The 22,943-nt window shown below is 73.8% G+C and carries 24 protein-coding genes; 8 read left to right on the top strand and 16 right to left on the bottom strand.

Translation table 11 applies throughout. From position 1 onward, the window contains the following. Positions 1-4: 4 nt before the first annotated feature. Positions 5-514, bottom strand: coding sequence for a DUF6879 family protein (locus ACRB68_RS07370; RefSeq protein ID WP_153531369.1), 510 nt, complete (start codon positions 512-514; stop codon positions 5-7). A gap of 795 nt (positions 515-1,309) precedes the next feature. Here ACRB68_RS07370 and ACRB68_RS07365 point away from each other — a divergent pair. Further along, on the top strand, positions 1,310-1,972 hold the full coding sequence (locus tag ACRB68_RS07365) for a hypothetical protein (protein ID WP_153531368.1): 663 nt from the start codon (positions 1,310-1,312) through the stop codon (positions 1,970-1,972). Beyond that, positions 1,965-2,366, top strand: a complete 402-nt coding sequence (locus ACRB68_RS07360; RefSeq protein ID WP_153531367.1) for a hypothetical protein — start codon at positions 1,965-1,967, stop codon at positions 2,364-2,366. Before ACRB68_RS07365 ends, ACRB68_RS07360 begins: the two co-directional genes overlap by 8 nt. Positions 2,367-2,382: 16 nt before the next feature. On the opposite strand, the gene ACRB68_RS07355 is transcribed toward ACRB68_RS07360, so the two are convergent. The 4 genes from ACRB68_RS07355 to ACRB68_RS07340 form a co-directional block, all read right to left on the bottom strand. Beyond that, positions 2,383-2,958 carry a hypothetical protein gene (locus tag ACRB68_RS07355; RefSeq protein WP_153531366.1) on the bottom strand — a complete coding sequence of 192 codons (576 nt, stop codon included), beginning with the start codon at positions 2,956-2,958 and terminating at the stop codon, positions 2,383-2,385. 448 nt (positions 2,959-3,406) lie between these two features. Continuing rightward, positions 3,407-4,903, bottom strand: a complete 1,497-nt coding sequence (locus tag ACRB68_RS07350) for a HEAT repeat domain-containing protein (RefSeq protein ID WP_153531365.1) — start codon at positions 4,901-4,903, stop codon at positions 3,407-3,409. Between the two features lie 65 nt (positions 4,904-4,968). Then, a complete protein-coding gene (locus tag ACRB68_RS07345) occupies positions 4,969-5,286 on the bottom strand; it encodes a hypothetical protein (RefSeq protein WP_153531364.1) in 318 nt (105 codons plus the stop codon). A gap of 113 nt (positions 5,287-5,399) precedes the next feature. Then, entirely contained in the window at positions 5,400-7,268 is a 1,869-nt protein-coding gene (locus tag ACRB68_RS07340) for an AfsR/SARP family transcriptional regulator (RefSeq protein ID WP_153531363.1), read from the bottom strand. Positions 7,269-7,345: 77 nt separating this feature from the next. On the opposite strand from ACRB68_RS07340, the gene ACRB68_RS07335 reads away from it, so the two are divergent. The 3 genes from ACRB68_RS07335 to ACRB68_RS07325 all read left to right on the top strand — a co-directional run bounded on the left by ACRB68_RS07335 (position 7,346) and on the right by ACRB68_RS07325 (position 10,440). Then, positions 7,346-8,212, top strand: a complete 867-nt coding sequence (locus ACRB68_RS07335; protein WP_153531362.1) for an alpha/beta fold hydrolase — start codon at positions 7,346-7,348, stop codon at positions 8,210-8,212. Between the two features lie 10 nt (positions 8,213-8,222). Continuing rightward, a complete protein-coding gene (locus ACRB68_RS07330; protein ID WP_153531361.1) occupies positions 8,223-8,834 on the top strand; it encodes a TetR/AcrR family transcriptional regulator in 612 nt (203 codons plus the stop codon). A 112-nt stretch (positions 8,835-8,946) separates the two neighbouring features. Further along, positions 8,947-10,440, top strand: a complete 1,494-nt coding sequence (locus ACRB68_RS07325) for a carboxylesterase/lipase family protein (RefSeq protein WP_153531360.1) — start codon at positions 8,947-8,949, stop codon at positions 10,438-10,440. On the opposite strand, the gene lhgO is transcribed toward ACRB68_RS07325, so the two are convergent. The 3 genes from lhgO to ACRB68_RS07310 form a co-directional block, all read right to left on the bottom strand. Continuing rightward, entirely contained in the window at positions 10,427-11,614 is a 1,188-nt protein-coding gene (lhgO, locus tag ACRB68_RS07320) for an L-2-hydroxyglutarate oxidase (protein WP_328593875.1), read from the bottom strand. The two genes, ACRB68_RS07325 and lhgO, sit on opposite strands and share 14 nt — an antisense overlap. A 117-nt stretch (positions 11,615-11,731) precedes the next feature. Then, entirely contained in the window at positions 11,732-11,923 is a 192-nt protein-coding gene (locus ACRB68_RS07315; RefSeq protein ID WP_153531359.1) for a hypothetical protein, read from the bottom strand. A gap of 111 nt (positions 11,924-12,034) precedes the next feature. Then, a complete protein-coding gene (locus ACRB68_RS07310; RefSeq protein WP_328593874.1) occupies positions 12,035-12,838 on the bottom strand; it encodes an inositol monophosphatase family protein in 804 nt (267 codons plus the stop codon). Positions 12,839-12,955: 117 nt separating this feature from the next. Here ACRB68_RS07310 and ACRB68_RS07305 point away from each other — a divergent pair, with 117 nt between their 5' ends. Continuing rightward, positions 12,956-13,789, top strand: coding sequence for a hypothetical protein (locus ACRB68_RS07305; protein WP_153531357.1), 834 nt, complete (start codon positions 12,956-12,958; stop codon positions 13,787-13,789). On the opposite strand, the gene ACRB68_RS07300 is transcribed toward ACRB68_RS07305, so the two are convergent. Further along, complete coding sequence (locus tag ACRB68_RS07300) at positions 13,790-15,244, bottom strand: FAD-binding oxidoreductase (protein WP_207709590.1); 1,455 nt, start codon at positions 15,242-15,244, stop codon at positions 13,790-13,792. Beyond that, positions 15,241-16,095 (bottom strand): helix-turn-helix transcriptional regulator, encoded by an 855-nt coding sequence (locus tag ACRB68_RS07295; protein ID WP_153531356.1) that lies wholly within the window; start codon positions 16,093-16,095, stop codon positions 15,241-15,243. Before ACRB68_RS07295 ends, ACRB68_RS07300 begins: the two co-directional genes overlap by 4 nt. A 128-nt stretch (positions 16,096-16,223) precedes the next feature. On the opposite strand from ACRB68_RS07295, the gene ACRB68_RS07290 reads away from it, so the two are divergent. After that, complete coding sequence (locus tag ACRB68_RS07290) at positions 16,224-16,982, top strand: SDR family oxidoreductase (protein ID WP_153531355.1); 759 nt, start codon at positions 16,224-16,226, stop codon at positions 16,980-16,982. Here the strand turns inward: ACRB68_RS07290 and ACRB68_RS07285 are convergent. The 6 genes from ACRB68_RS07285 to ACRB68_RS07260 all read right to left on the bottom strand — a co-directional run bounded on the left by ACRB68_RS07285 (position 16,948) and on the right by ACRB68_RS07260 (position 22,105). Further along, complete coding sequence (locus tag ACRB68_RS07285; RefSeq protein ID WP_153531354.1) at positions 16,948-17,790, bottom strand: serine/threonine-protein kinase; 843 nt, start codon at positions 17,788-17,790, stop codon at positions 16,948-16,950. The two genes, ACRB68_RS07290 and ACRB68_RS07285, sit on opposite strands and share 35 nt — an antisense overlap. Positions 17,791-17,829: 39 nt before the next feature. Then, complete coding sequence (gene rsgA, locus ACRB68_RS07280) at positions 17,830-18,963, bottom strand: ribosome small subunit-dependent GTPase A (protein ID WP_407924279.1); 1,134 nt, start codon at positions 18,961-18,963, stop codon at positions 17,830-17,832. Continuing rightward, positions 18,924-20,207 (bottom strand): 3-phosphoshikimate 1-carboxyvinyltransferase, encoded by a 1,284-nt coding sequence (gene aroA / locus ACRB68_RS07275; protein WP_153531353.1) that lies wholly within the window; start codon positions 20,205-20,207, stop codon positions 18,924-18,926. Before aroA ends, rsgA begins: the two co-directional genes overlap by 40 nt. Before the next feature lie 34 nt (positions 20,208-20,241). After that, positions 20,242-20,919, bottom strand: a complete 678-nt coding sequence (locus ACRB68_RS41045; RefSeq protein WP_153531352.1) for an anti-sigma factor family protein — start codon at positions 20,917-20,919, stop codon at positions 20,242-20,244. Continuing rightward, a complete protein-coding gene (locus ACRB68_RS07265; RefSeq protein WP_153531351.1) occupies positions 20,916-21,437 on the bottom strand; it encodes a sigma-70 family RNA polymerase sigma factor in 522 nt (173 codons plus the stop codon). Before ACRB68_RS07265 ends, ACRB68_RS41045 begins: the two co-directional genes overlap by 4 nt. A gap of 86 nt (positions 21,438-21,523) precedes the next feature. Further along, positions 21,524-22,105, bottom strand: coding sequence for a DoxX family membrane protein (locus ACRB68_RS07260; RefSeq protein WP_153531350.1), 582 nt, complete (start codon positions 22,103-22,105; stop codon positions 21,524-21,526). 71 nt (positions 22,106-22,176) lie between these two features. Between ACRB68_RS07260 and ACRB68_RS07255 the strand changes: the two genes are divergently transcribed. Further along, entirely contained in the window at positions 22,177-22,941 is a 765-nt protein-coding gene (locus tag ACRB68_RS07255) for an SOS response-associated peptidase (protein WP_194293206.1), read from the top strand. The last annotated feature ends 2 nt before the right edge of the window (positions 22,942-22,943 follow it).

Here is a 22,943-nt window from a genome sequence, read left to right as displayed (position 1 = left end):
CGGCTCAGGCGCCTGCGCGGTACTCGTCATAGGGGGTCGCCAGCGCCCACGCGGTCTCGAAGGCGCCGATGCAGAGCCGCACGACCTCGGGGTCATGGAAGAGCTGTATCTCCGCCCGCTGGTCGTCACCGCCGAAGACGTTGAAGATCACGATGGCGCCGTCAAGAACGAAGAAGTCATTACCTGGGAGCGGGACCGGCGAGACGAGACGCCGGGGCAGCCACCGCATGGCTTCACCCGCGTCTATCGCAGGTTTGCTGGCCTCAAGGATGAAGCGGTGGTAGTCCGACAAAGGCTCGGAGACTACTTTCACCCGACGAGTGACGACGCCCGCCGCGACCCTTGCCGCCGCTCGTTCCCCCCAGGCGCTCGCCACGTCCTCTATGGACTGCCCCGCCCGCCACGCGCTGAACAGTTCGGCGTCGACGTCGTAGTTGTCCCTCAGCTCAAGCTTGAGGATGGTTCGGGCGGAGCGCAGGAGCTCGCTGCGTCGCTCCGTCGAGATCAATTCCATAGTGCTCCTTGACGTACGTCCGCGCGATGAGGTCCATCAGCGGACCAGGGATCTCACAGAACGTCTCATCGTCCGCCAGGGAATGAAGTTGAGCCGCCACTTCTTCGCCGTGACTCTTGCCCTGTGCGATCCAGCTTCCCCGGTTGGTCCGGTAGAAGGCCGGGCAGTCGTCCAGATCCCCACTACCAGGGTCCTTGCACACAAAAGTAGCGATCAGGCCGTCGTCGGCAGGTGTTCGCATGGGACTGCTTCCTCCCTGGCTGGTGGCACCTGAACAGCCAGGTCCAACCTTCATGCGGGGCGACGGCAGGGTCAAGGGTCACCTACCGCCGGGAATCGGGGCGCGGCCAACAGGGTGGCGCCCTCGCCAGGCTCACGCTGGCGAGGGCAGCGTGATGCGCTGGGTAGGAGGAGCGGCGATCCGGCGGTCAGGTTCGCCGCCAGCACCGCCAGCTCCTGGATGCGGGGATGCGGCCTGGCCGCGCCGTAGTCGATGATGACGACGCGGAAGCGGTTGTCGGATGCGGAGGTGCCACTCGCGCCCATCCTCGACGGGGCCTGCTGCCGTCATGCCCGGAGGGCGCGTCGCGCGGGCCTGGCGCCTCGGCATCCGAACCTCGGGCATCGTTGCCGGACGCCATGGGCGGGTCCAAAAGTGTGAACTGCAGTTGACAGACGCGCGCCGTAGGGGGACTGTGGAGTCAGGTTCACAGTTAGGTGGTGTTGGTGGAACCTCAAGAGCTCGAGACTCCTCCGAGGATCGTGCCGTCGGATCACGCCCAAGCATCATGGGTCTTGGCGGGTGATGCGTTCTATGTGGTCGGTCATGCCGGGATCCATTACGGCTGGCTGGTACGGGAGGGGCATGCGCAGGTCTTCGTGTTGCCGGATGAGCAGGCCACCCGGCACTTTGTTCGGGGCCGGCTGGCGCAAGCGCTGCTGACGGTGCCCGAAAGCAGCCGGGTAATGGGCGTGACCGTGCTGGAGCCAGGCGGGTCCCGCCTGCTGTATGACGCTGCGGTGCTCGATGGCCGGATTGTGGAGGGGGACGGCAAGCGGTTCCTGCTGGCCGAGCACATCGGGCTGAAAGCGGAGGAGCACTACTGCCTGACGGGATTCGATGATGTGGAGATGGCGGCCGGGGCATTCAGCGACCGGTGCGAGCAGGTTGCCGATGAGGTAGAGCGAGGCCGCATCAGCGATTACCCCGACATCGTGGCTGCACATCTGCGCCATCAAGCCGCACGTGCGCGGGGCCAGGTGACCCGCTTGGCTCTGGGGATGGCGGTGCGGCGTGCCTCGGACCAGATGAGGGCCCATCGGCAGATCAGTTCGGTGGCCCATGCCATCGGCGTCTCCCGTGAGTTCCTGCACCGCGTGCTGACCGGAACCGAGTGGGCGCTGCCGGGCTTATCCGAAGTCCAAGGGAAGAGCGGAGGCGGAGAAGACGATGCCTGAAAAGCGATGGGACGCTACCGCGAAATTTATCGTGGCCGCTGAAGATGTGGCGGACGCGGCCGACATCGGCTGCCAGATCATGCGGGAAATGGACGTCGCCGCCCGCGGGGAGCCTCGGGTGGCTCCTGCGGACGGCGACGAACACCGTTGGTGGGTCACTGTCGAGGTGGATCTGAGTCCCGCTGGACGCTTCCAGCCCGATGACGCGGTGTCCCGGATCCGGTACCTGATTCGCAATCTCGACCAGGTGACCTGGACCTCCGACCCCGAGCACGATGAGCGGCGCGCGGTCTATGAGTGGCGCACACCCGATTCCGCTCACGATGAGCAGGAGCACCTCGTCCATTCCGCGGTCCGTGCGGCCACGATCCAGGTGATGCCGGCCATGGCCTGAGCGAGGCCGGCCCGAATCAGACCTTCTCCGGCTTCCCGCAGCTCCAGCCCCGGTAGGTGCTGCAGGTGGTGATCTTGATTTGCCCGAAGGTGGCCGAGTGGCTGTCGGTGTCCCAGTTGACCCCGTGGGTGCTGTGCGGACCGGCCTGGCTGATCTTCTTGTGGTGGGGACTGGTGAAGTGCGAGTAGTCCAGGTACAGGTACGTGGTGCTGTTGCAGGTGCTCCACACCTTGCCCCAGACGTCGATGTAGGCGGGAATCGCGATGCTTCCCCAGCCGCCCCACTCGATCCATCCGTTGAAGCCGCCGCAGTTGACCCGGGGCTTGACCGACTTCTTGCCCTTGCGGGCCTCGGGGCGAGCCTCGGGCCGGACCGCCGGAGGGGTCTGGGCGCTCGGGGACACCGGGATCCGGATCCGCATCTGATGGGCCCCCGGGGTCACCTGAACCTTGATCACGGGAGCCTTTCCGGCGGCGGCCGGCGTGGGCTGGACGGGCTTGGGGGAGACGTCGGCCTGCGCCGAGGGCGCCGGCAGTGCGAGCACTGCACCGGCGGCGACAGCGGCCGAGGTCAGCGCGGTGGTGACTTTCATGCTGGGAGCTCCTGTCAAAGGGATCCGCATGGACAACACCAAGGTTGATCATTGCTGACTGTGATCACATCGATGTGACTACACAAATAGCACTGCCTGAAATAAATGCAGGATTGTGGAAATCACTGACAATGAAAGTGACTTAGAGATTGCTTATCAGTTTGTGAGGCTTTCGCTGCTCGCCATGTACGCTGGATTGTTAATCGAATGACAGGTGGCGGGCTGTCGGCTCGACGGAGGTACTCGGTGGCCGTGATGCATCGAGCATCGGCGCCCTGCTGCCGCGTCGGGCTTGCGTGGCCACTATGCGCTGTTACAAGCACGGCAGGGCATTCCTGGATGATGTTTCGGAAGCCTGCCAGGCCTATGGCGACCGAACCCGCGGCTGAAGCTCACGCCATGCGCGGGCAGGTAATGACGCCGTATCGACACTGAACCATGATCGGCCTCAGGGTGCCTGGTCCAGGTGTTCCAGCGCGGTGGCGGTGAAGGTGCGGACGTAGTGGTCGGGGTCGTCCTGCGCGTGTTCGAGGTGCGGGCGCAGTGCTTCTTGCTCGTCCGGCGTCAGCTTCCGCTGCTTGGCCAATTGGAGGAAGCCCATCGCCGCGCCTTGACGTACCGCGTGGTACGGGTCCTCCAGCAGGCGCAGCCGGGCGGTGAAGCCGACCTCGCCGAACCGTTCGGCGAGGTGCAGGGCGGTGGAACGCACCTTCCCGGCGGGGTTCTGGAGCAGTGTCGGCAACAGGGGGCGCACTTCGGGGAGGTGCCACAGGGCGTCGTGGTAGGCGTCGGCGTGTTCGGTGTCCTGGGTGAGGAGGAGGGTCAGGCGTTCCGCCGTCTGGTTCGCCAGTGCGCGCAGCGCGGGGTCGTCGGCGGCGGGCGGCTCCGGCACGCCGGGCACCCGCTCGGCCCGCCACCGCTCCAGTCGGCTGCGCAGGGGGCTGTCGAACCGCTGGAAGAAGGCGCCGAGGCCGTCGACCGCGCCCAGGCGCACCGGCTCGTCCGGGTCGTCGAGCAGGCCGAGCAGCAGTTCGGCGTCGGGGACGCCGCCGGCGGCGCCCAGCGCGCAGGCCGCCGCGGGTTTCCTGACGGACCGCCGCAGCAGCTCCACCGCCTCGGCCGTGCCGGCCTGGCCTAATGCCATCGCCGCGCTGGACCCGCAGTCGGGATCGGCCAGCCAGGCGGCGGCCGGCGCCACGGCCTCGGGCACGCGGTGCGCGGCTAGCGCACGGAAGAGGATGTTGCGAGCGGGCGGCTCGGTCTCGGCGTCAAAGGCGGCCAAGAGTGCTTGCACCACTCGCGGGTTGGGCGTCCAGAGCCGGAGCCAGGCCGCCTCGCGCGCGGCGGGCTCGGAGTCCGGCCCGATGCCGGGGATGCCGGCCTGGGGTGCGGCCAGCATGTCCAGCGCCCGCCGCCGGGGCTCGGCCGGCGCGGTGCGCACCAGGTCGGCGAAGGCGGCGTCGGCCTCGGGCAGCAGCCGCAGCAGGGACGCCGCGGCCGCCCAGAGCCCGGCATCGGCGCCGGGGTCGGCGAGCAGGGGCGTCAGCGTTCCGGGCGGCACCGGGACCTCGGCCCGCCGCAGCCAGGTGAGCACCAGGAGCCGGTTGCGCAGTTCGGCATCCCCGGCCAGCCGGGCGAAGGCCGCAGCCACCTCGGGGCCGGACGCGCCGAGCCGGTCCAGCACGTTCGCCGCCCGCCGCCGCACCTCGGCGTCGGGATCGGAGCACAGCGCCACCAGCGGATCTACCGGTGCTTGTTCGCCTTGGCGGCCGAGGCCCTGCGCGGCCGCCGCGCGCACCTGCGGCGCCGGGTCCTGGGTCAGGGCGGCCAGCTCGGCGGCGCGCCCGGGAACGCGGCCCAGCCCCTTGGCCGCGGCGGCCCGGCGCGCCGGGTCGTCCGCGCCGATCTCCCGCAGGAAGAACGCGACCTGATGGTCCGCGATCATGGTCACCCCCGCCTAGGGGACGTCCCAGGCACGTGTCCGGTTGGCGCGCGCCTGAAGGGCGGGGGCTAGTTCGAGAGGCGCTCGCCGCAGCGCGGGCAGTGGATGAACTTGCCCATCTTCGGGCGCTTGTCGGCCGCCCACCGCTTGTCGCACTCACCGCACTCGATGGTCCAGCCGTGGCAGCTCTTGCAGTACTCGACGATGGCGGGCAGCGTGACCTCCCGGCCGGAGGCCATCCGGCCGAGGTCCTCGGCGATGGAGGCGCCGGACCGGATCCAGTTGGCCGGGTTGGCCATCATCATCGGCGTGCGGTGGGGGCCCCGGTCCATCCAGTCGCCGTACTCGATGAGCTTCTTGGATCCGCAATGCTTGCATTTGGCCATGCCAGCCCCCGATGCGCAACGTCGGCGTTCTGCCGCGAACGTAACCTCGGGGCCCGGCGCCGTCCATGCTCGTAGGGGAATGGGCATGGCGCATTGCGGCCAGGCGGTCGCCCTTAGCGCGCCGGACCCAGGTAGTCGGAGACCGGGCCGAAGGTGAGCAGGCCGCTGCCCGCTCCGGCGAGTTCGCCTGCGGCGGGGGCCAGGGCGGTGCGGGCGCGGTTCATGGCCTCCCGGTCGTCCAGGGCGATGGCTGCCTTTGCGGTCAAGGCCCACATGGCTTCGAGCATCAGGTCGCGGGGTGGGGCAGGTGTTTCGCGCAGGGCGGCTGCGGCTTCTTCGGGACGGTTCTCCGTTAGGAGCAGGAGGGGACGAACCCAGGGCGCGTACGGGCCCCAGTCGGCGTTCGGCTCGATGATTCCCAGGGACAGTAGGGCTAGGGGGAGCAGGCCTTCCTGTAGGCCGGGCATGCCTGCGCCGTCCAGGTGGGCGGCGGCGGCTCGGTAGGCATCTTCTGCGGGGTGGCCTGTCGCGGCGTGTTCGAGGGCTCGGTACCACTCGGTGAAGACGCTCACCAGCGGCAGTTCGTGGCGTTCCGCTAGGTGGTCCACCGCGGTGGCGTGGGCGGAGGCCGTTGTGAAGTCGGCGAGTGCGCTGCGGGCCTGGATCCGGATGAGGTGGCCGAGCACCTCGTAGCCGACCAGGCCGTGCCGAGTGGACAGGTCGATCAGTTCGGTGCCGATCGCGTCTCTGCGCGGAGCGAGGCCCGTGCGGTCGAAGGTCTGCATGAACACGCCGTTCAGGGCGAACCCCAGCAGCGCGGGGTCGTTCAAGCGGCGGGCGATCTCTTCGGCTTCGCGGGCCGCCTCCGGGCCGCGTGGGGAGCGGGTGCCGCGCGACTCCAGGGCGATGGTGGCCAGCAGACGGGCCCGCGTGGGCTCGGGCGCGCCGGGCAGGGCGCGTTCGGCCGCCGCGACGATCTGCGCCGCCTGGGCCGGGTCGTCGGCGCGGGTCCAGATCGCCGGGACGTCGTAGGCGCCGATCACGCGGGCCGTCAGCTCGGCGTCGCCCAGCTCCTGGGCTGCGGCGATGGCGTCCAGCCGGTGCCGCCGGGCCGTCTCCAGGCCGGCGCCGCCGGTCACCGCGAGCGTGCGCAGCAGCCCGACCGTCGACTCCAGCCGGGCGCGGGAGCCGGCCGCCACGGTGCGGTCGTAGGCAGCCGCCGCCTGCTCCCACACCTCGGTGGGGGCGAGCCGCGGGGCGTGGCCGAGGATGTCGGCCTCCAGGCGGCGAAGTTCGGGGCCCGGATCCAGGCCGAGCTGCTCGGCGAGCAGGGTGCGGGCGCGGCGCAGCACCGCGAGCGCGTCGGCCTGCCGGCCGCTGCGGTACAGCGCGAGTGCCAGCAGCTGCCAGGCGTCCTCGCGCCAGGGGTGCGCGGCGGCGTGCGCGTCCAGGTCCGGCACCGCCTCGGCGGCGCGGCCGAGGTCGAGCCGGGCCTCGGCCAGGCGCTCGACGGCGCGCAGCCGCAGCTCCGCCAGGCGGGCGCACTCGGCGCGGGCCCACGGCTCGTCGGCGAACTCGGCATAGGCGGGGCCGCGCCACAGGCCGAGGGCCTCCTCCAGCCGCGCGGCCATCTCGCGGGGCGGGAGCGAGGCGGCCACCGCGCGCTCGAACTCCCAGGCGTCCACGGCGTCCGTGCGCAGCGCGTAGCCCGGCCCTTCGGTGACCAGCAGCCGCGCCGGCGTGCGGGGCGGACGGTCCGGCTCCAGCGCGCGGCGGAGCGCGGCGACGAAGGTGCGCAGCGCGCCGACCGCGCCGGGCGGCGGCACCTCCCACAGGTCCTCGGCCAGATGCGCGACCGGGACGACCCGGCCGCGCGCGATGATCAGCCGGGCCAGGACGGCGCGATGCCGCGGCCCCCGCAGCGCCACCGCCTCGCCGGAGCCGTCCCAGGCGGCCACCGGCCCCAGCACCCCGAACCGCATCCCGGCCACGTTAGCGCGCTGACCGGATGCTCATTCGCGCCCGGCAGGCTGAGGGTGTTCCACAGAAAGGAAAGTCCATGACTCCCGTCATTCCCGGTTTCGAGTACCACCGTGTCCCCGTCGCGGACGGCGTGTCCCTGAACGCCGCCGTCGGCGGCTCGGGCAGCCCGATCGTGCTCCTGCACGGCTTCCCCCAGACCCACCTGATGTGGCGGCACGTCGCCGCCGACCTGGCCGCCGACCACACCGTGATCTGCCCCGACCTGCGCGGCTACGGCGCCAGCGACAAGCCCCTGGACGACTACGCCAAGCGCACCATGGCCGCCGACATCGTCAACCTCGCCCGCGCGCTCGGCCACGAGCGGTTCGCGCTGGCCGGTCACGACCGCGGCGCCCTGGTCGCTTTCCGCGCCGGCCTCGACCACCCCGAGACGATCACCCACCTGGCCTGCCTGGACGTGCTGCCGACCCTGGACATGTGGGAGGTGATGCACGGCGTCACCGCCGCCGTCGGCTTCCACCTCTACCTGATGGCGCAGCCGCCCGGCCTGCCCGAGCAGATGATCGCGGCCAGCGCGGACGCCTTCTTCGGCCACTTCCTCGACATCTGGATCAACGACCCGGCGGCGATCCCCGCCGATGTCCGCGCCGCCTACCTGGACGCCTGCCGCGAGGCCGTCCCCTCGATCGTCGCCGACTACCGGGCCTCGGCCGGCGTCGACGTCGAGCACGACCAGGTCGACCGCGACGCCGGCAACCGGCTGCGGATGCCCGTCGCGGTCCTCCAGCAGGACTGGGGCGCCGCGCTCGGCTTCGACGCGGCGGCGCTGTGGGGCGCCTGGGCGCCCGACCTGCGGCACGCCACCGTCACCTGCGGCCACTTCATGGCCGAGGAGGCCCCGGACGTCGTCGCGAAGGCCCTGCGCGACCTGCTCGGGGCTTAATCTCGGGGGCATGACCCTGGACGCGTCGCAGCTGGCCGCCGCCCCCGCCACCGACGGCCTGGACACCCGCATCCTGGACGCGGCCCTCGCCGAGTTCGAGGAGCACGGGCTGCGCCGGGTCGGGGTGGAGGACGTCGCCCGCCGGGCGGGGGTCGCCCGCACCACCATCTACCGGCGCTTCACCAACAAGGACCAGCTCGTGCAGGCGGTCATCCTGCGCGAGGTGCGGCTCTTCCTGCTGGCCATCGACGAGGCCACCGCGGAGCTGGACAGCGCCGAGGACGCCGTCGTGGAGGGCTTCGCCGTCGGCCTGCAGGCGGCCCGCCGGCACCCGCTGCTGGCCCGGGTGGTGCAGAGCGAGCCCGAGGTGTTCCTGCCGCAGCTCACCATGAACGGCGGCGCCGTGATGACGGCGGCGCGCGACATCCTGGCGGACCGGCTGCGGCGGGCCCGGCCCGGCGGCCGGGACGAGGGCGAGGACCACGCGACGGTCGCCGAGGTGCTGCTCCGGCTGGCGTTCTCGCTGCTGCTCGTCCCCGGCCCCGGGCTGGCGCTGGAGGACGAGGCGAGCATGCGCGCGTTCGCCCGCGACTACCTGACCCGGATGCTGCGCAAGCCCTGACGGGCCACAACTCGCCGCCCATCATGCTCCGTTTGGACATTCCGATATGTGCCGGTCGTCACGTACGCTCGGCATGTTGAATCTCGTTCTAAAATCGGAGGGGTGCATGGCGATGGCGGCCACAGAGGCCACGGACACGGGGGCCGCGGTCGTCCAGACGGCGTACGGCAAGGTCCGCGGCTCGGTCACGGGAGGCGTCAGCGCCTACCTCGGCATCCCCTACGCCGCCCCGCCCTTCGGGGCGAACCGGTTCCGGCCGCCGCAGCCGCCGCGGCCGTGGGACGGCGTCCGCGACGCGACCGCCTACGGGCCGACCGCGCCGAAGCCGCCCTACCCCCGTCCCTATGACCGGCTGCTGCCCGACCCCGCCATCCCGGGCGAGGACTGCCTGAACCTGAACGTGTGGACGCCCGACCCCGGCGCCACCGGCCTGCCCGTCATGGTGTGGATCCACGGCGGCGCCTTTCGCAACGGGTCGGGGGCCGTCGACATCTACAACGGCGCGAACTTCGCCCGCGACGGCGTCGTCTGCGTGACCCTCAACTACCGGCTCGGCGTGGAGGGCTTCGCGCACCTGCCCGGCGCCCCCGCGAACCGGGGCCTGCGCGACCAGATCGCCGCGCTGGAGTGGGTGCGCGACAACATCGCCGCGTTCGGCGGCGACCCCGGCCAGGTGACGGTGTTCGGCGAGTCCGCCGGGGCGATGAGCGTGCTCACGCTGCTGTCGCTGGACCTCGGCCTGTTCCGCCGCGCCATCGCGCAGAGCGGCTCGGGCGCGGTGGCGCAGAAGCCCGAGGACGCGCTGCTGGTCACCACCGAGATGGCCGCCCGGCTCGGCGTCGAGCCCACGGCGGCGGGCTTCGCCGCGCTCGACCCGGCGGCGATCCTGCCGGTGCAGGCGGCCGTCGCCGCCGAGGTCGCCATGCTGCCCGACCCGGGCCGCTGGGGCGCCAGTACCGCCGCGACCGCCATGTCGCTCGTCCCGGTGCTGGACGGGGAGTCGCTCCCGCACCGTCCCGAGGACGCCATCGCGGCGGGCGCCGGCCGGGACGTGGACCTGCTCATCGGCACCACCACCGACGAGTTCCGGCTGTTCCTCATGCCGAACGGCCTCGCCGCGGTGGCCACCCACGACCTCATCGGGCCGGTCGCGGCCGGAATGGGCTTCCCGCCGGAGGTCATCGCCGGCTACCGCGCCGCCCACCCCGAGCTGACCGCCGGGGAGCTGATCGCCGCCCTGTGCACCGACGGCATGTTCCGGATGCCCTCCATCCGCGTCGCCGAGGGCCACGGGGAGCGGACGTGGATGTACGAGTTCGCCTGGCGCTCGCCGGAGCCCGGCCTCGGCGCCTGCCACGCGCTGGAGCTCGGGTTCGTCTTCGACAACCTGCGCTCGCCCGAGGCCGAGGGGCTGGCCGGGCCGAACCCGCCGCAGGGCCTCGCCGACGCCATGCACCGCGCCTGGATCGATTTCGCGGTGCACGGCGACCCCGGCTGGCGGCGCTACGGGCCGGGGCGGGCCGTGCGGGTCTTCGACGGCGCGGCCGACGAGGTCGTCCCGGACCCGCGCGCCGACGACCGCAGGCTGTGGTTCACAGCTCCTTGACGACGTGCTCGGCGATGGCCAGCGACGAGGTCGCGGCCGGGGAGGGCGCGTTGCGGACGGTGACGACGGGTCCGATCCGGCCGATCCGGAAGTCGTCGACCAGCGACCCGTCGGGGTCCACCGCCTGCGCCCGCACCCCGGCCGGGGCCGGCACCATGTCGGCCGCCGCCAGCTCCGGCACGAACGCCCGCGCCTCGGCAAGGAACGCCCGCTTGACCGCCGACCCGTACAGCTCCTTGATCCCGGTGCGCCAGTGCCGCCGCGCCAGGTGCCGGAAGCCGGGCCAGCGCAGCGTCTCCAGCAGGTCGGCGGCCTGGACGTCGCGCCACCGGTAGCCCTCGCGGGCCAGGGCGAGGACGGCGTTCGGGCCGACGTCGACGCCGCCGTCCACCCGGCGGGTGAAGTGCACGCCGAGGAAGGGGTAGCGCGGGTCGGGCACCGGGTAGATCAGGCCGCGGACCAGGTCGGTGCGGCCGGGGACCAGCCGGTAGTACTCGCCGCGGAACGGCACGATCGCCGGGCCCGCGGCGTCGCCCGCCAACCGCGCCACCCGGTCGGACTGCAGGCCCGCGCACACCACCAGCCGGTCGAAGGCCAGCTCCTCGTGCGGGGACGCCACCACGACCCGCTCCCCGGCCCGCCGCAGCCGCACCACCTCGAAGCCCAGCCGGATCTCGCCGCCGCCGGCCCGCACGTCGTCGGCATAGGCGCGGGCGACGGCCGGGAAGTCCACGATCGCGGTGGTGGGGGAGTGCAGCGCCGCGACGCCGGCGGCGTGCGGCTCGATCTCGCGCAGCCCGGCCGCGTCCAGCCGGCGCAGCCCCGGCACGCCGTTGGCGGCCGCGCGCCGCTCGATCTCCGCCAGCGGCCCCAGCTCGGCCTCGCCGCGCGCGACGACGACCTTGCCGCACTCGTCGTAGGGCAGGCCCTTCTCGGCGCAGTAGTCCTTCAGCAGCCCGATGCCGCGGCGGCAGAGCGTGGCCTTCAGCGAGCCGGGCGCGTAGTACAGGCCCGCGTGCGCGACGCCGCTGTTGTGCCCGGTCTGGTGGACCGCGACGCGGTCCTCCTTGTCCAGGACGGTCACGTGCGCGCCCGGGCGCGTCTCGGCCAGCCGCCGCGCGACGGCGAGGCCGAGGATGCCCGCGCCCACCACGCCGATTCGCAGTTCGGTCACGCCGGGAGCATACGCCCCGAAGATCGCCGGAACCCGTGCGGGCCGGGCGCCGTCATAGAAGGCGCGGGGCTCGCATCTTCACGGGAGATCGGTGCGGGCCCCGCACACGTTCCCCGCTCAGCTGCCGATGCGCTTGCGGCCCTGCGCCCGCACCCGGCGCCGCTGCGACGGGTCGAGCATCAGGTAGCCGGCCGCGGGCAGCGCGACGGCGCCGAGGATGATCAGCGCGCTCAGCCACCACGGGAAGACGAACAGGGTCAGGAAGCCGACCACGACCCCGGCGATCACGACTTTGGTCTGGGTGGACATCTCTCGCTACCTCCGAACGGCCGCCCTGTAGGGACAACGGCCGGACCACGACCGCCGTTCCACGATATGTCGCGAGTTGCTCGGAAAGCCAGCGGCAGGCCGGCGCGCTGATCAGAGCCGCAGGGAGAGCCGCCCGCCGCCGAGCGTGCGCAGCGTCTCGGCGTGCAGCCGCCCGTTGGTGCACACCACGCTGCCGCCGTCGGGGCCGGGCACCCCGGCCAGGTCGGTGAACATCCCGCCCGCCTCCTCGACGATCACCTGCAGCGCGGCCAGGTCCCACAGCGACGCCTCCGGCGCGGCGGAGATGTCGACGACGCCCTCGGCGACCATCATGTGCGACCAGAAGTCGCCGAACGCCCGGGTCCGCCACACCGACCGGGTGAGGTCCAGGAACCGGTCCAGCCGGCCCTGCTCCTCCCAGCCGCCGAGGCCCGAGTACGACAGCGAGGCGTCGGCCAGCTCCGACACCGACGACACCTGGATCCGGCCGGCCCGGTTGAGGTTGCGGCCGGTCCAGGCGCCGTCGCCGCGCGCCGCCCACCAGCGGCGGTTCAGCGCCGGCGCGGACGCCACCCCGACCACGATCTCGTCGTGCTCCATCAGCGCGATCAGCGTCGCCCACACCGGGACGCCGCGCACGAAGTTGTCGGTGGCGTCGATCGGGTCGATGATCCAGTAGCGCTGGCCGTAGCCGGTGCGCCCGTACTCGGGGCCGAGGATGGCGTCGCGGGGCCGGGCCCGCTTCAGCGTGCCGCGGATCTGCTCCTCCACGCTGCGCTCGGCGTCGTCGACCGGGGCCGGGTCCGGCTTGGCGCGGGCGTCCAGTTCGAGCGCGCGAAAGTGCCTGGTCGTGATGTCGTCGGCCCCGTCCGCGAGCACGTGCGCCAGACGCAGGTCATCCGAATAGCCCGCCACGGCGTGCCACGCTACCGCGATCACCGGCCGCGCCGACATACGTACAGGTGGGAAACCCCGGGATCGCCGGAGCGTGGCGTCGGGCGCGCGGGGGGAGCGGGGTGAAAACATGGGCGCATGGCGCACGACCTACCCGGCTGGGTTGCCGAGCTGACCGATCCGCGGCGCGCGGGGACGCTGGACGAGCTCGCCGACCGGCTCGTCCCGCTGGCCGAGCACGCCATCGATGTGTCCCGGCGGCTGCAGACCCAGCTCAGCGAGCTCAACGACCCGTTCAAGCGCGAGGCCCTGTACGGGAGGGTGGAGCGGCTGAAGTCGCGGGCCGGCGAGGCGCTGGACGAGATCACCGCGGAGATCGCCGGGTCCGGCACCGACCGGATCGAGCGGATCTGCTCGTCCTTCGCCGAGCGGGCCGGGCACGCGCGCACGCTGGAGCTGCGCCGCCGGCTGGACGCCGAGGTCGTCGCCGACCTGGACCGGCACCGCGCGCGGGTCGCCGGCGAGGTCGCGGCGCGCACCTCGGCCGCGCTGGAGGACGCCACCCAGCGGCTGCTCACCCAGGTGGAGGAGCTGGCCAAGGCCGTCACCGCGCTGATCCACGAGGTGCTGCCGCTGGCCCGCGAGGGGCTCACCCTGGCCAGCCGCATCTCGGCGCTGTCGCTGCGCGCCCGCCAGGGCGGCCGCGGCCCGATCCCGCCGCAGCTGAAGGACGCCGGGACGCAGACCTCGCAGGCGTTCGAGGAGGCCGTCGGGCGGCTGGAGCTGGAGTGGGCGGCGCTCGGCGCGCGGTCGGCGACGGTGCGGGCCGCGCTGCGCGGCGCCGAGGAGAGCGCCTACAGCCGGGTCACCGCGGAGATGACGCGCTGCGTGGAGGAGCTGGCGCCCGAGCACATGCGGGCGCTGAAGGAGGCCGAGGACCGGGCGCGCACCCTGTTCGAAGAGTCGGCCTAGCTAGACCGCCTGCGGGAAGCGGAACAGGCGGCCGGGGTCATAGGCCGCCTTGATCCTGGCGAGGCGGTCGGCGTTGCCGCCGTAGTAGGCGCGCCGCCAGTCGGCCAGCTCGGGGTCGGCGTAGTTGACGTAGGCGGCGCCGCCGAGGTGCGGCTCCATCGCGCGGTGCGTGCCGCGCAGCCAGTCGCGGTCGCCGGTGGCGGCGAGGTACTGGACGCAGAACAGCCCGGCGCGGTGCGGGAAGGCGGTCTCGTCGGGCTTCAGGCGGGCGACGGCGCCGCCCATGGCGTCCAGCAGCACCGAGCGGCCTTCGGCGTCGCCCGACAGCCGCGCCACGAGGGCGTCGATCGCGTCGCCGGGCAGCGGCCGGTAGGCGATGTGCGACTTGGCGGCGTACTCGGTGCGCGGGTAGGTGCCGTCGCGGCGCTGCCCGGGCAGGCCGCCGGGCGCGTGGCACTGTGCGACGGAGCGTCCCGCGCAGCCCGCCAGCAGCTTCATCGCGTCGACGTAGGGCATGCGGCGGCTGTTCAGCTCCTCGGGGTCGCCGCCGGCCAGGCCCGCCAGCCGGTCCAGCTCCTTGCCGGGGTCGGCCAGGGAGACGCCGACGACCTCCACGGACGGGGTGTCGAGCTGCAGGCTGCTCCACAGCTCGTCGGGCGGCGCCCACCGCTGCCAGCCGGAGATGACCGCGGCGGCCTTCGACCACGGCCACCGGGCCGAGAACCAGGTCAGGTCCTCCCGGCCGAAGGTGCGGAACGTGAACTCCACGGCCACGCCGAACGCGCCGCCCCCGCCGCCCCGCGACGCCCACAGCAGGTCGGCGTCGCGGCCCGCGTCGCAGTCGCGGATCCGGCCGTCGGCGGTGACGATCCGGACCGCCTCCAGCGCGTCGCAGGTCAGCCCGTGCGCGCGGGTCATCGGGCCGAGGCCGCCGCCGAGCGTCAGCCCGGCGACGCCCACGGTCGGGCAGGTGCCGGCCGGGACGCCGGGACCGTCCGCGTACAGGTCGATGAGCCGGACGCCCGCGCCCACCACGGCGCGCTCGCCGTCCGTGCGGATCCGGTCCATGGGGGAGACGTCGACGACCAGGCCGGTCCCGGTGGACCAGCCCGCGTAGTTGTGGCCGCCGCAGCGCACCGCGACCGGCAGCCGCATCCGCTGCGCGAACGCCACGCACTCGGCGACGTCCTGCGGGTTCGCGCAGTAGGCGATGCCCGCCGGGCGGATCCGGTCGAAGCGCGGGATGTACAGGCGCCGGGCCTGCCCGTAGGCGGCGTCGCCGGGACGGACCAGCCGCCCGTCCAGCCCGCGCCCGAGGGCCGTCCAGTCGGCGGGGCCGGCCGGCGTGGTGGCCACGGGCGAGGACGGCGGCGCGCTCTTGCGCGGCGGCGGCGAGGAGGAGCAGCCGGCGGCGGCGAGGCCGGCCAGCAGGAACGTCCGCCGCGCGGGCCTCACCGCGAGGACTCCCGCTCGGCCGCGGCGGGCGCCGCCCAGCTCCCCAGCAGCCGCAGCGCCTCCTCCGCGGGCGACCCGGCCTCGGCCAGATAGGTGACCAGCGTCTGACCGGGATCCTCGGGCAGCCGCAGCGTCTCGTAGTCCAGCACCAGGTCTCCGACGATCGGGTGGCGCAGCGGCTTGCGGCCGCGGCCCTTCTCCTTCACGTCGTGCCCGGCCCACCAGCGCCGGAAGTCGGGGCTCTTCAGCGACAGCTCGCCGACCAGCTCGGTCAGGTAGGGGTCCTCGGGGTCCTCGCCGGCGCGCATCCGCAGGAAGGCGACGGTCTCGCGGGCCTTGGTGGGCCAGTCGGTGAACCGGGACCGCATCTCCTCGTTGAGGAAGACCATCCGCAGCCAGTTGCGGTCGCGGGGCGCCAGCGCGCCGAAGTCGACGAACAGGGCGGCGGCCAGCCGGTTCCAGGCCAGGGTGTCGCCCCACTGCCCGATCACGTAGGAGGGGGCGCCCTCGGCGACGTCCAGCAGCCGCTGCACCTGCGGCCGCACCCGCTCGCGCCGGACCGGCGCCCGCCGCCGCGGCTGCGCCAGGTTGCGCAGGTGGGCGTGCTCGGCGTCGTCCAGGCGCAGCGCCCGCGCCACCGCCCCGAGCACCTCCTGCGACACGTTGGCCGCCCGGCCCTGCTCCAGCCGGACGTAGTAGTCGACGCTCACCCCGGCCAGCTGCGCCAGCTCCTCGCGGCGCAGCCCCGGGACGCGGCGCCGGCCGCCGAACGGGGGAAGGCCCGCCTCCTCGGGGGTCAGCCGGGCGCGGCGGGAACGCAGGAACTCGGCGAGCTCGGACCTTCTCTCCATGACCCCAGTATCGGCCCGCGCGGCCCGCGCAGGGTGGTCCTGTCAGACCCAGGGATGGGCAGGGCACTGGGCGGCCCGCCGCGCCCGGCGCAGGGTGGAGCCCACACCACAGCGAAACGGAGCAACCGATGAGCACCCAGAACGACACCCTGGCCGGCCGCGTCGCCGTCGTGACCGGCGCGTCCAGCGGGATCGGCGCCGCCACCGCCCGCCTGCTGGCCGCACGCGGCGCCAAGGTGGCGCTGCTGGCCCGCCGCGCCGACCGGCTGGAGGCGCTCGCCGCCGAGACCGGCGGCGTCGCGATCCCGGTGGACGTCACCGACGCGGACGCGGTCCTGGCCGCCGCCGAGCGCGTCGCGGACCGGCTCGGCCCCGCCGACCTGGTCCTCAACAACGCCGGGGTGATGCTGCCCGCGCCGCTGGAGCAGGGCCGGTCCGACCTGTGGCAGCGGATGATCGAGGTGAACCTGACCGGCGCGCTGCGGGTCGTGGACGCGTTCGTCCCGGACCTGGTCAAGGCGGCGGCGGACGGCCGCCCGGCCGACCTGTTCAACATCTCCTCGATCGCGGCCACCATGGTCTTCCCGAGCTTCGCGGCCTACTGCGCCACCAAGGCCGCGATCTCGCACTACTCGCGGAACCTGCGCGCCGAGCTGGGCCCGAAGGACGTGCGGGTCACCAACATCGAGCCCGGCATCGTGCGCACCGAGCTGGGCGACCACATCACCGACCCGGGCGCCGCGGCCTGGCTCGCGCAGACCCTGGAGGCCGGGGTGGCGATCGAGGACACCGAGGTGGCGGAGGTCATCGCGTTCGCGGCGGCCCGGCCCCGGCACGTCAACCTGTCCGAGATCACCGTGCTGCCGACCCGTCAGGTCGCGGCCTGACCCCGCCGCCGTCGGCGCGGCGGCTGCCGAACGCCACGGTGCGGCCGGTCCGGCTGACCACGGGCAGCGGGTGGCCGCGCCCGGACCGGCCGCCGGTCTCGCCGCCGTCGGCGATCCGCCGCAGCAGCGACTCGGTCTCCTCCCGGCCCATCCGCCGGGAGGGGTCCTCGCGCAGCAGGCCGCGCAGCACCGAGCGCAGGCCGTCGTCCGGCGCGGCGGCGTAGTTCAGCGTCGCGCCGAGCGACCACAGGTCCGAGACGGGCGTGGCCTTCTGCCGGCGGTGCTGCTCGGGGGAGCGGTAGGCGGCGGTGCCGCCCTGCCCGTCGTCGGTCGCCGCGGTGACGTCGAAGCCGGTGAGCACCGCGCGGTCGGTGGTGAGCAGCACGTTGCGGGGCTTGACGTCGCGGTGCACCACCCCGGCGGCGTGCGCGGCGCGCAGCGCGTCCAGCAGGTCCAGCCCGATCGCGGCGATCCGCGCGGGCGGCAGCAGGCCCTCCTCGATGACGACCCGGTCCAGCGACGCGGCGCGCACCAGCGGCATCACGATCCAGGGCCGGTCGTCGTCGCGGACCACGTCGTGGACGGCGACGACGCCGGGATGGTCGAGCCCGGCCAGGGCGCGCGCCTCACGGAACGCGCGGTCGTACATCCGCTCCAGCCCGGCGCGGTCCAGCCCGGGCGGCAGCGGCACCTCCTTGACGGCGACGGTGCGGCCGAGCACGCGGTCGCGGGCGCGGCGGACCGTGCCGCGCCCGCCGTGGCCGAGCGGCTCCAGCAGCTGGTACCGGCCCGCGATCACCTGCGACATGATCAGCACTTTACGGCGTCGGCGCCCGGTGTGGGGGACTTAGTCGGGTTCTCCGTCGCGGGCGGCGAGCAGCCGGCGCAGGGAGTCCAGCCGGGCCCGGCTGGCGTGGCCGTCCGCGACCCAGGAGTCCAGGCCGCAGTCGGCCTGGCGGTGGTCGCAGAGCGGCGGGCAGCGCTCGGCGGCGCCCTCGGCCAGGTCCTCGAACGCGTTGATCACGTTCTCCGGCTTGACGTGCGCGAGGCCGAAGCTGCGCACCCCCGGTGTGTCGATGATCCAGCCGTCGCGGCCGGGCAGCTCCAGCGCGATCGCCGACGAGGAGGTGTGCCGGCCCCGCCCGGTCACCGCGTTGACGTGGCTGACCGCCCGCTCGGCGTCCGGGACCAGGGCGTTGACCAGCGTGGACTTGCCGACGCCCGAGTGCCCGACCAGCACGCTGGTGTGCCCGGCCAGCAGCTCCAGCAGCGCCGCCGGGTCGCCGCCGCGCTCGGTGACCACGTAGGGGACGCCGAGCGGCGCGTAGGCCGCGACGAGGCCGGCCGGGTCGGCCAGGTCGGCCTTGGTGAGGCAGAGCAGCGGCTCCATGCCCGCGTCGTAGGCGGCGACGAGCTGCCGGTCGATCATCCGGGGGCGCGGCTCGGGGTCGGCGAGCGCGGTGACGATCACCAGCTGGTCGGCGTTGGCGACGATGATCCGCTCGAACGGGTCGGTGTCGTCGGCGGTGCGCCGCAGCGCGGAGGTGCGCGGCTCGACCCGCACGATCCGGGCCAGGGTGTCGGGATCGCCCGACACGTCCCCGACGAGCGCGACATGGTCGCCGACCACGACGCCCTTGCGGCCGAGCTCGCGGGCGCGCATCGCGGTGACGCGGCGCGAGTCCGGCGGCGGAGCCGCCTCCTTCGCGCTTCGGGGGGTGTGGGGGGCCGCCCCCCCACGGGCGGCACCGCCCCCCCGCTCCTCGGGGGTGCCGGCGCCGACCAGGCAGCGGTAGCGGCCGCGGTCCACCGCCGTCACCAGCGCCTGGACGGCCTCGTCGTGCGCGGGACGGATGCGGGTGCGCGGGCGCGAGCCGCGGCGGCTCGGCCGGACCCGGACGTCGTCCTCGTCGTAGTCGCGTGCTCGGCGTGCCAGTGGTCCTACCCCTGTCGTGTGCCGGGCGCCAGCATGGCCGCCCACATCGTGGTGAAGTTCGGGAGTGTCTTGCCCACCGTGGCGGGGTTCTCCACCTGCACGCCGGGAAGGGCGAGGCCGAGCAGCGCGGCGGCCATCACCATCCGGTGGTCGTCGTAGGTGCGGAACAGGCCGCCGTGCAGCGGGCGCGGCCGGATCTCCAGCCCGTCGGGCAGCTCGCGGACGTCGCCGCCGAGCCCGTTCAACTCGGCGACCAGCGCGGCGAGCCGGTCGGTCTCGTGGCCGCGCAGGTGCGCGATGCCGGTGAGCCGCGACGGGGTGGAGGCGAGCGCGGCGAGCGCGGCCAGCACCGGGGTCAGCTCGCCGACCTCGTGCAGGTCGGCCTCCAGCCCGGTGAAGGCGCCCGTGCCGGCCACCGTCAGCGTGCCGCCGGCGTAGGAGACCTCGGCGCCCATCGCGGCGAGCAGGCCGCGCAGCGCGTCGCCCGGCTGGGCGGTGTCCGCCGGCCAGCCCGGCACCGACACCCGGCCGCCGGTGACCAGGGCGGCGCCGAGGAACTGCGCCGCGTTGGACAGATCGGGCTCGATCACCCACTCGCGGGCGGCGATCGCGCCGGGCGCGACCCGCCACACGTCCGGTTCGGTCTCCACGGTCACGCCGGCCTCGCGCAGCATCCGCACCGTCATCTCCAGGTGCGGCGCCGACGGCACCGGCGGGCCCTCGTGCCGGACCTCCACGCCCTTGGCGAAGCGCGGCGCCGCCAGCAGCAGCCCCGAGATCAGCTGGGACGAGCCGGACGCGTCGATGGTGACCGGGCCGCCCTCGACCTCGCCGCGCCCGCGGACGGTGAACGGCAGCGCGCCGCGCCCGTCGTCGTCGATCCGCACGCCGAGCGCGCGCAGCGCCTCCAGGATCGGCCCCATCGGGCGCTTGCGGGCGTAGGGGTCGCCGTCGATCGCGACGTCGCCGGTGGCCAGGGCCGCGACCGGCGGCAGGAAGCGCATCACCGTGCCCGCCAGGCCGACCTGCACGTCCGCCGGGCCGCGCAGCCCGCCGGGCCGTACCAGCCAGTCGTCGCCGTCCTCCGCGACGTCCGCGCCGAGGGCGCGCAGCGCGCCGGCCATCAGCTCGGAGTCGCGGCTGCGCAGCGGCCGGACGAGGCGGGACGGGCCGTCCGCCAGCGCGGCCAGGATCAGCGCCCGGTTGGTCATCGACTTGGAGCCGGGCAGCCGGACGGTGGCGTCGACGGGACCGGCGGCGACGGGCGCGGACCAGGGCTCAGAGGGCATGCGGCCAGGATATCGGGCCGTGATCCGCCCGGGGTCAGGCGCGGGCGACCGGGATCGTCAGCAACGTCCCGCCGCCGTCGACCCGCACCTCCAGCCGGTCCAGGTCCTGCGGGAACGTGGCGGTACCGCCCTGCGCGACGAGCGCGGGCAGCGGCGACCCCGGCAGCCCGTACCCCTTGGCCGGAACCTGCCAGCCCATGACGACGCTGCGCTCGCCGCTGCGCGACACGGCCTCCAGGTAGCAGCGCAGCGGGCCGCGCACGCCCTTCAGTTCCAGCCCGATCTGGGTGCCCCAGCCCTTGCCGGCCAGCCCCACCCGGCCCGACACGCCCGTCCTCGGGTCGCTCGCGGCGTGCTGCTCGCCCGCGACCGCCTGGACGGGCGCGCGGTCACGCCCGGCGGGCGCCGGGTCGCCGCCCAGGGACGCGCCCACCGCGACGCCCGCCGCCAGCAGCACGGCCGCCGCCGCGGCGCCGACCGCATAGGTGCCGCGCCGTGCCCGCCGCCTGTGCAGCCGCACGGGCGGCTCCTCGATCACACCCTCCTCGGGCCCGAGGTCGGCGAGCGTGTCCGCCAGCCCGGCCATCTCCGCCAGCTCGGCGCGGCACGGCGGGCAACCGCGCAGATGCCCCTCGAACGCCCGCCGATCGGGCTCCTCCAGCAGGCCGAGGGCATAAGCGCCGACATCGGTGTGCTCGACCTGAGGGTTCACGAGGTCTCCCCTTTTTCCTGCAGCGAGGCACGGAGCGCACGCATGGCGTAGTACACGCGGGACTTGACCGTGCCGACGGGGACGCCGAGCGCCTCCGCCGCCTGGTTCACCGTGCGGTCCCGCAGCACCGTCTCGGTGAGGACCTCCCGGTGCGCGGGCGACAGCGCCGCCAGCGCGTCGGCCACCGCCAGCCGGCGCAGCACGCCCTCGTACTCGTCGCGCACCGGCACGTTCTCCAGCGGGCCCGCGCCGGACTCCGCCGGCCGCGCGCCGCGCCGCCGCCGGTCGTCGATCACGATACGGCGGGCGACCGTGGTGAGCCAGGGCATGAGCGAGGGCGCGGCCGGGTCCAGCCGGCCCGCGCCGCGCCAGGCCCTGATCATGGTCTCCTGGACCACGTCCTCGGCCCACTGGCGGTCGCCGCCGGTCAGCCGCCGCACGAACGACGACAGGGGACGCTGGTACTGCCGGTACAGCTCGGCCACCGCCGGGCCGCCGGACGCTACGGGCACTGCCATGAGAAGCAGTACGCGCCCGCCGGCCGGCCCGGTTCAAGGCACTTGAGGCTGCGTTAAGCGCCCCTTCGGGGTCGGTGCGCCAAGCGTCAGTGCTTCAGGCTCCGGGCCGTCCGCCGGCCGCCGCGGCGCGCCTCGCGCACCTGCCGGGCCGCCTCCCGCTTGGCGTTCTTCAGCTCCGCCGCGGCCTGCTTGCGCAGGATCTTGCTCTCGGCGCCGGCCTGCACCCGCGCGTCGTGCACCTGGCGGCGCAGCGCGGCGGTGCGCGGCGAGCGGCGCGGCTCGGCCGCCGTCATCAGCAGCGCACCGAACAGGCTGGCGTTCTTCAGCAGGTGGGAGCGCTCGCCGGCGCGCCGCTCGGGGTCGTCCTCGGTCCAGTAGTGGTGCTCGGTCGCCAGCGACGGGACCAGCTGCGCGGCCAGCAGCAGCGTCGTCAGCCGGCGGAACCGGCCCGACAGCAGCAGCATCCCGGTGCCGAGGCTGAGCGCGCCCTCGATCCGCACCAGCGTCTCGGGGTCCTTGGTCGGCAGCCAGTCCAGCCGGTCGGCGATCGGCTTGACGGCGGGGGCGACCAGCTCGGCGCGCGGACGCGGATCACGCAGCGTCTCCAGGCCGGTGATGATGTACGGGGCCGCCACCAGCGGGCGGGCCAGAGTGGTGAAGGGTCGCATGCGGGCTTCATGCCCACCGGTTCGCCCCTCAAGCGCGCTGGATGTCGTCCCCGGCGGGCAGGATGAGGGGCATGTGCGGTCGTTATGCCACGGCCCGGGCCCGCACGGAGCTCCTCGACGAGTTCCAGGTGCGGCTCGACGCCGTCGACAAGGAGCTGGAACCCGACTACAACGTCGCGCCGACCAAGCAGGTCCCCGCGATCCTGGAGCGCCCGGCGGGGGAGGGGGAGGACGCCGAGCCGGTGCGGCAGCTGCGCACGCTGCGCTGGGGCCTGGTGCCGTCCTGGGCCAAGGACCTGTCCATCGGCAGCCGGATGATCAACGCGCGGGCGGAGACGGCGCACGAGAAGCCGTCCTACCGGCGCGCCTTCGCCAAGCGCCGCTGCCTGCTGCCCGCCGACGGCTACTTCGAGTGGTACGTCATGGAGGGGCAAGAGGGGCTGGACAAGAAGAAGCAGCGCAAGCAGCCCTTCTTCATCCACCCCAAGGACGGCGGCGTGATGGCGATGGCGGGCCTGTACGAGCTGTGGAAATCACCCGAGGACGAGTGGGTCTGGACCTGCACCGTGCTCACCACCGACGCGCCCGACGACCTCGGCCGCATCCACGACCGGATGCCGATGATCGTGGAGCCGGGGCGGTGGGAGGCCTGGCTCGACCCGGACCTGACCGACGCCGACGAGGTGCGCTCGCTGCTCGTCCCGGCGATGGCGGGCACGATGGACGCCTACGCGGTCTCCAAGGCCGTCAACAACGTGAAGAACAACGGCCCGGAACTCATACAACCGGCGGTAAGTGGGGATAGTTCAGGCAACCGTTCCGAACCGATGTTCTGATC

Source organism: Actinomadura macrotermitis (assembly GCF_009604375.1).
Classification (GTDB): domain Bacteria; phylum Actinomycetota; class Actinomycetes; order Streptosporangiales; family Streptosporangiaceae; genus Spirillospora; species Spirillospora macrotermitis.
Note: the sequence above shows the minus strand (reverse complement) of the source record. Positions and strands in the feature narration are given on the sequence as shown.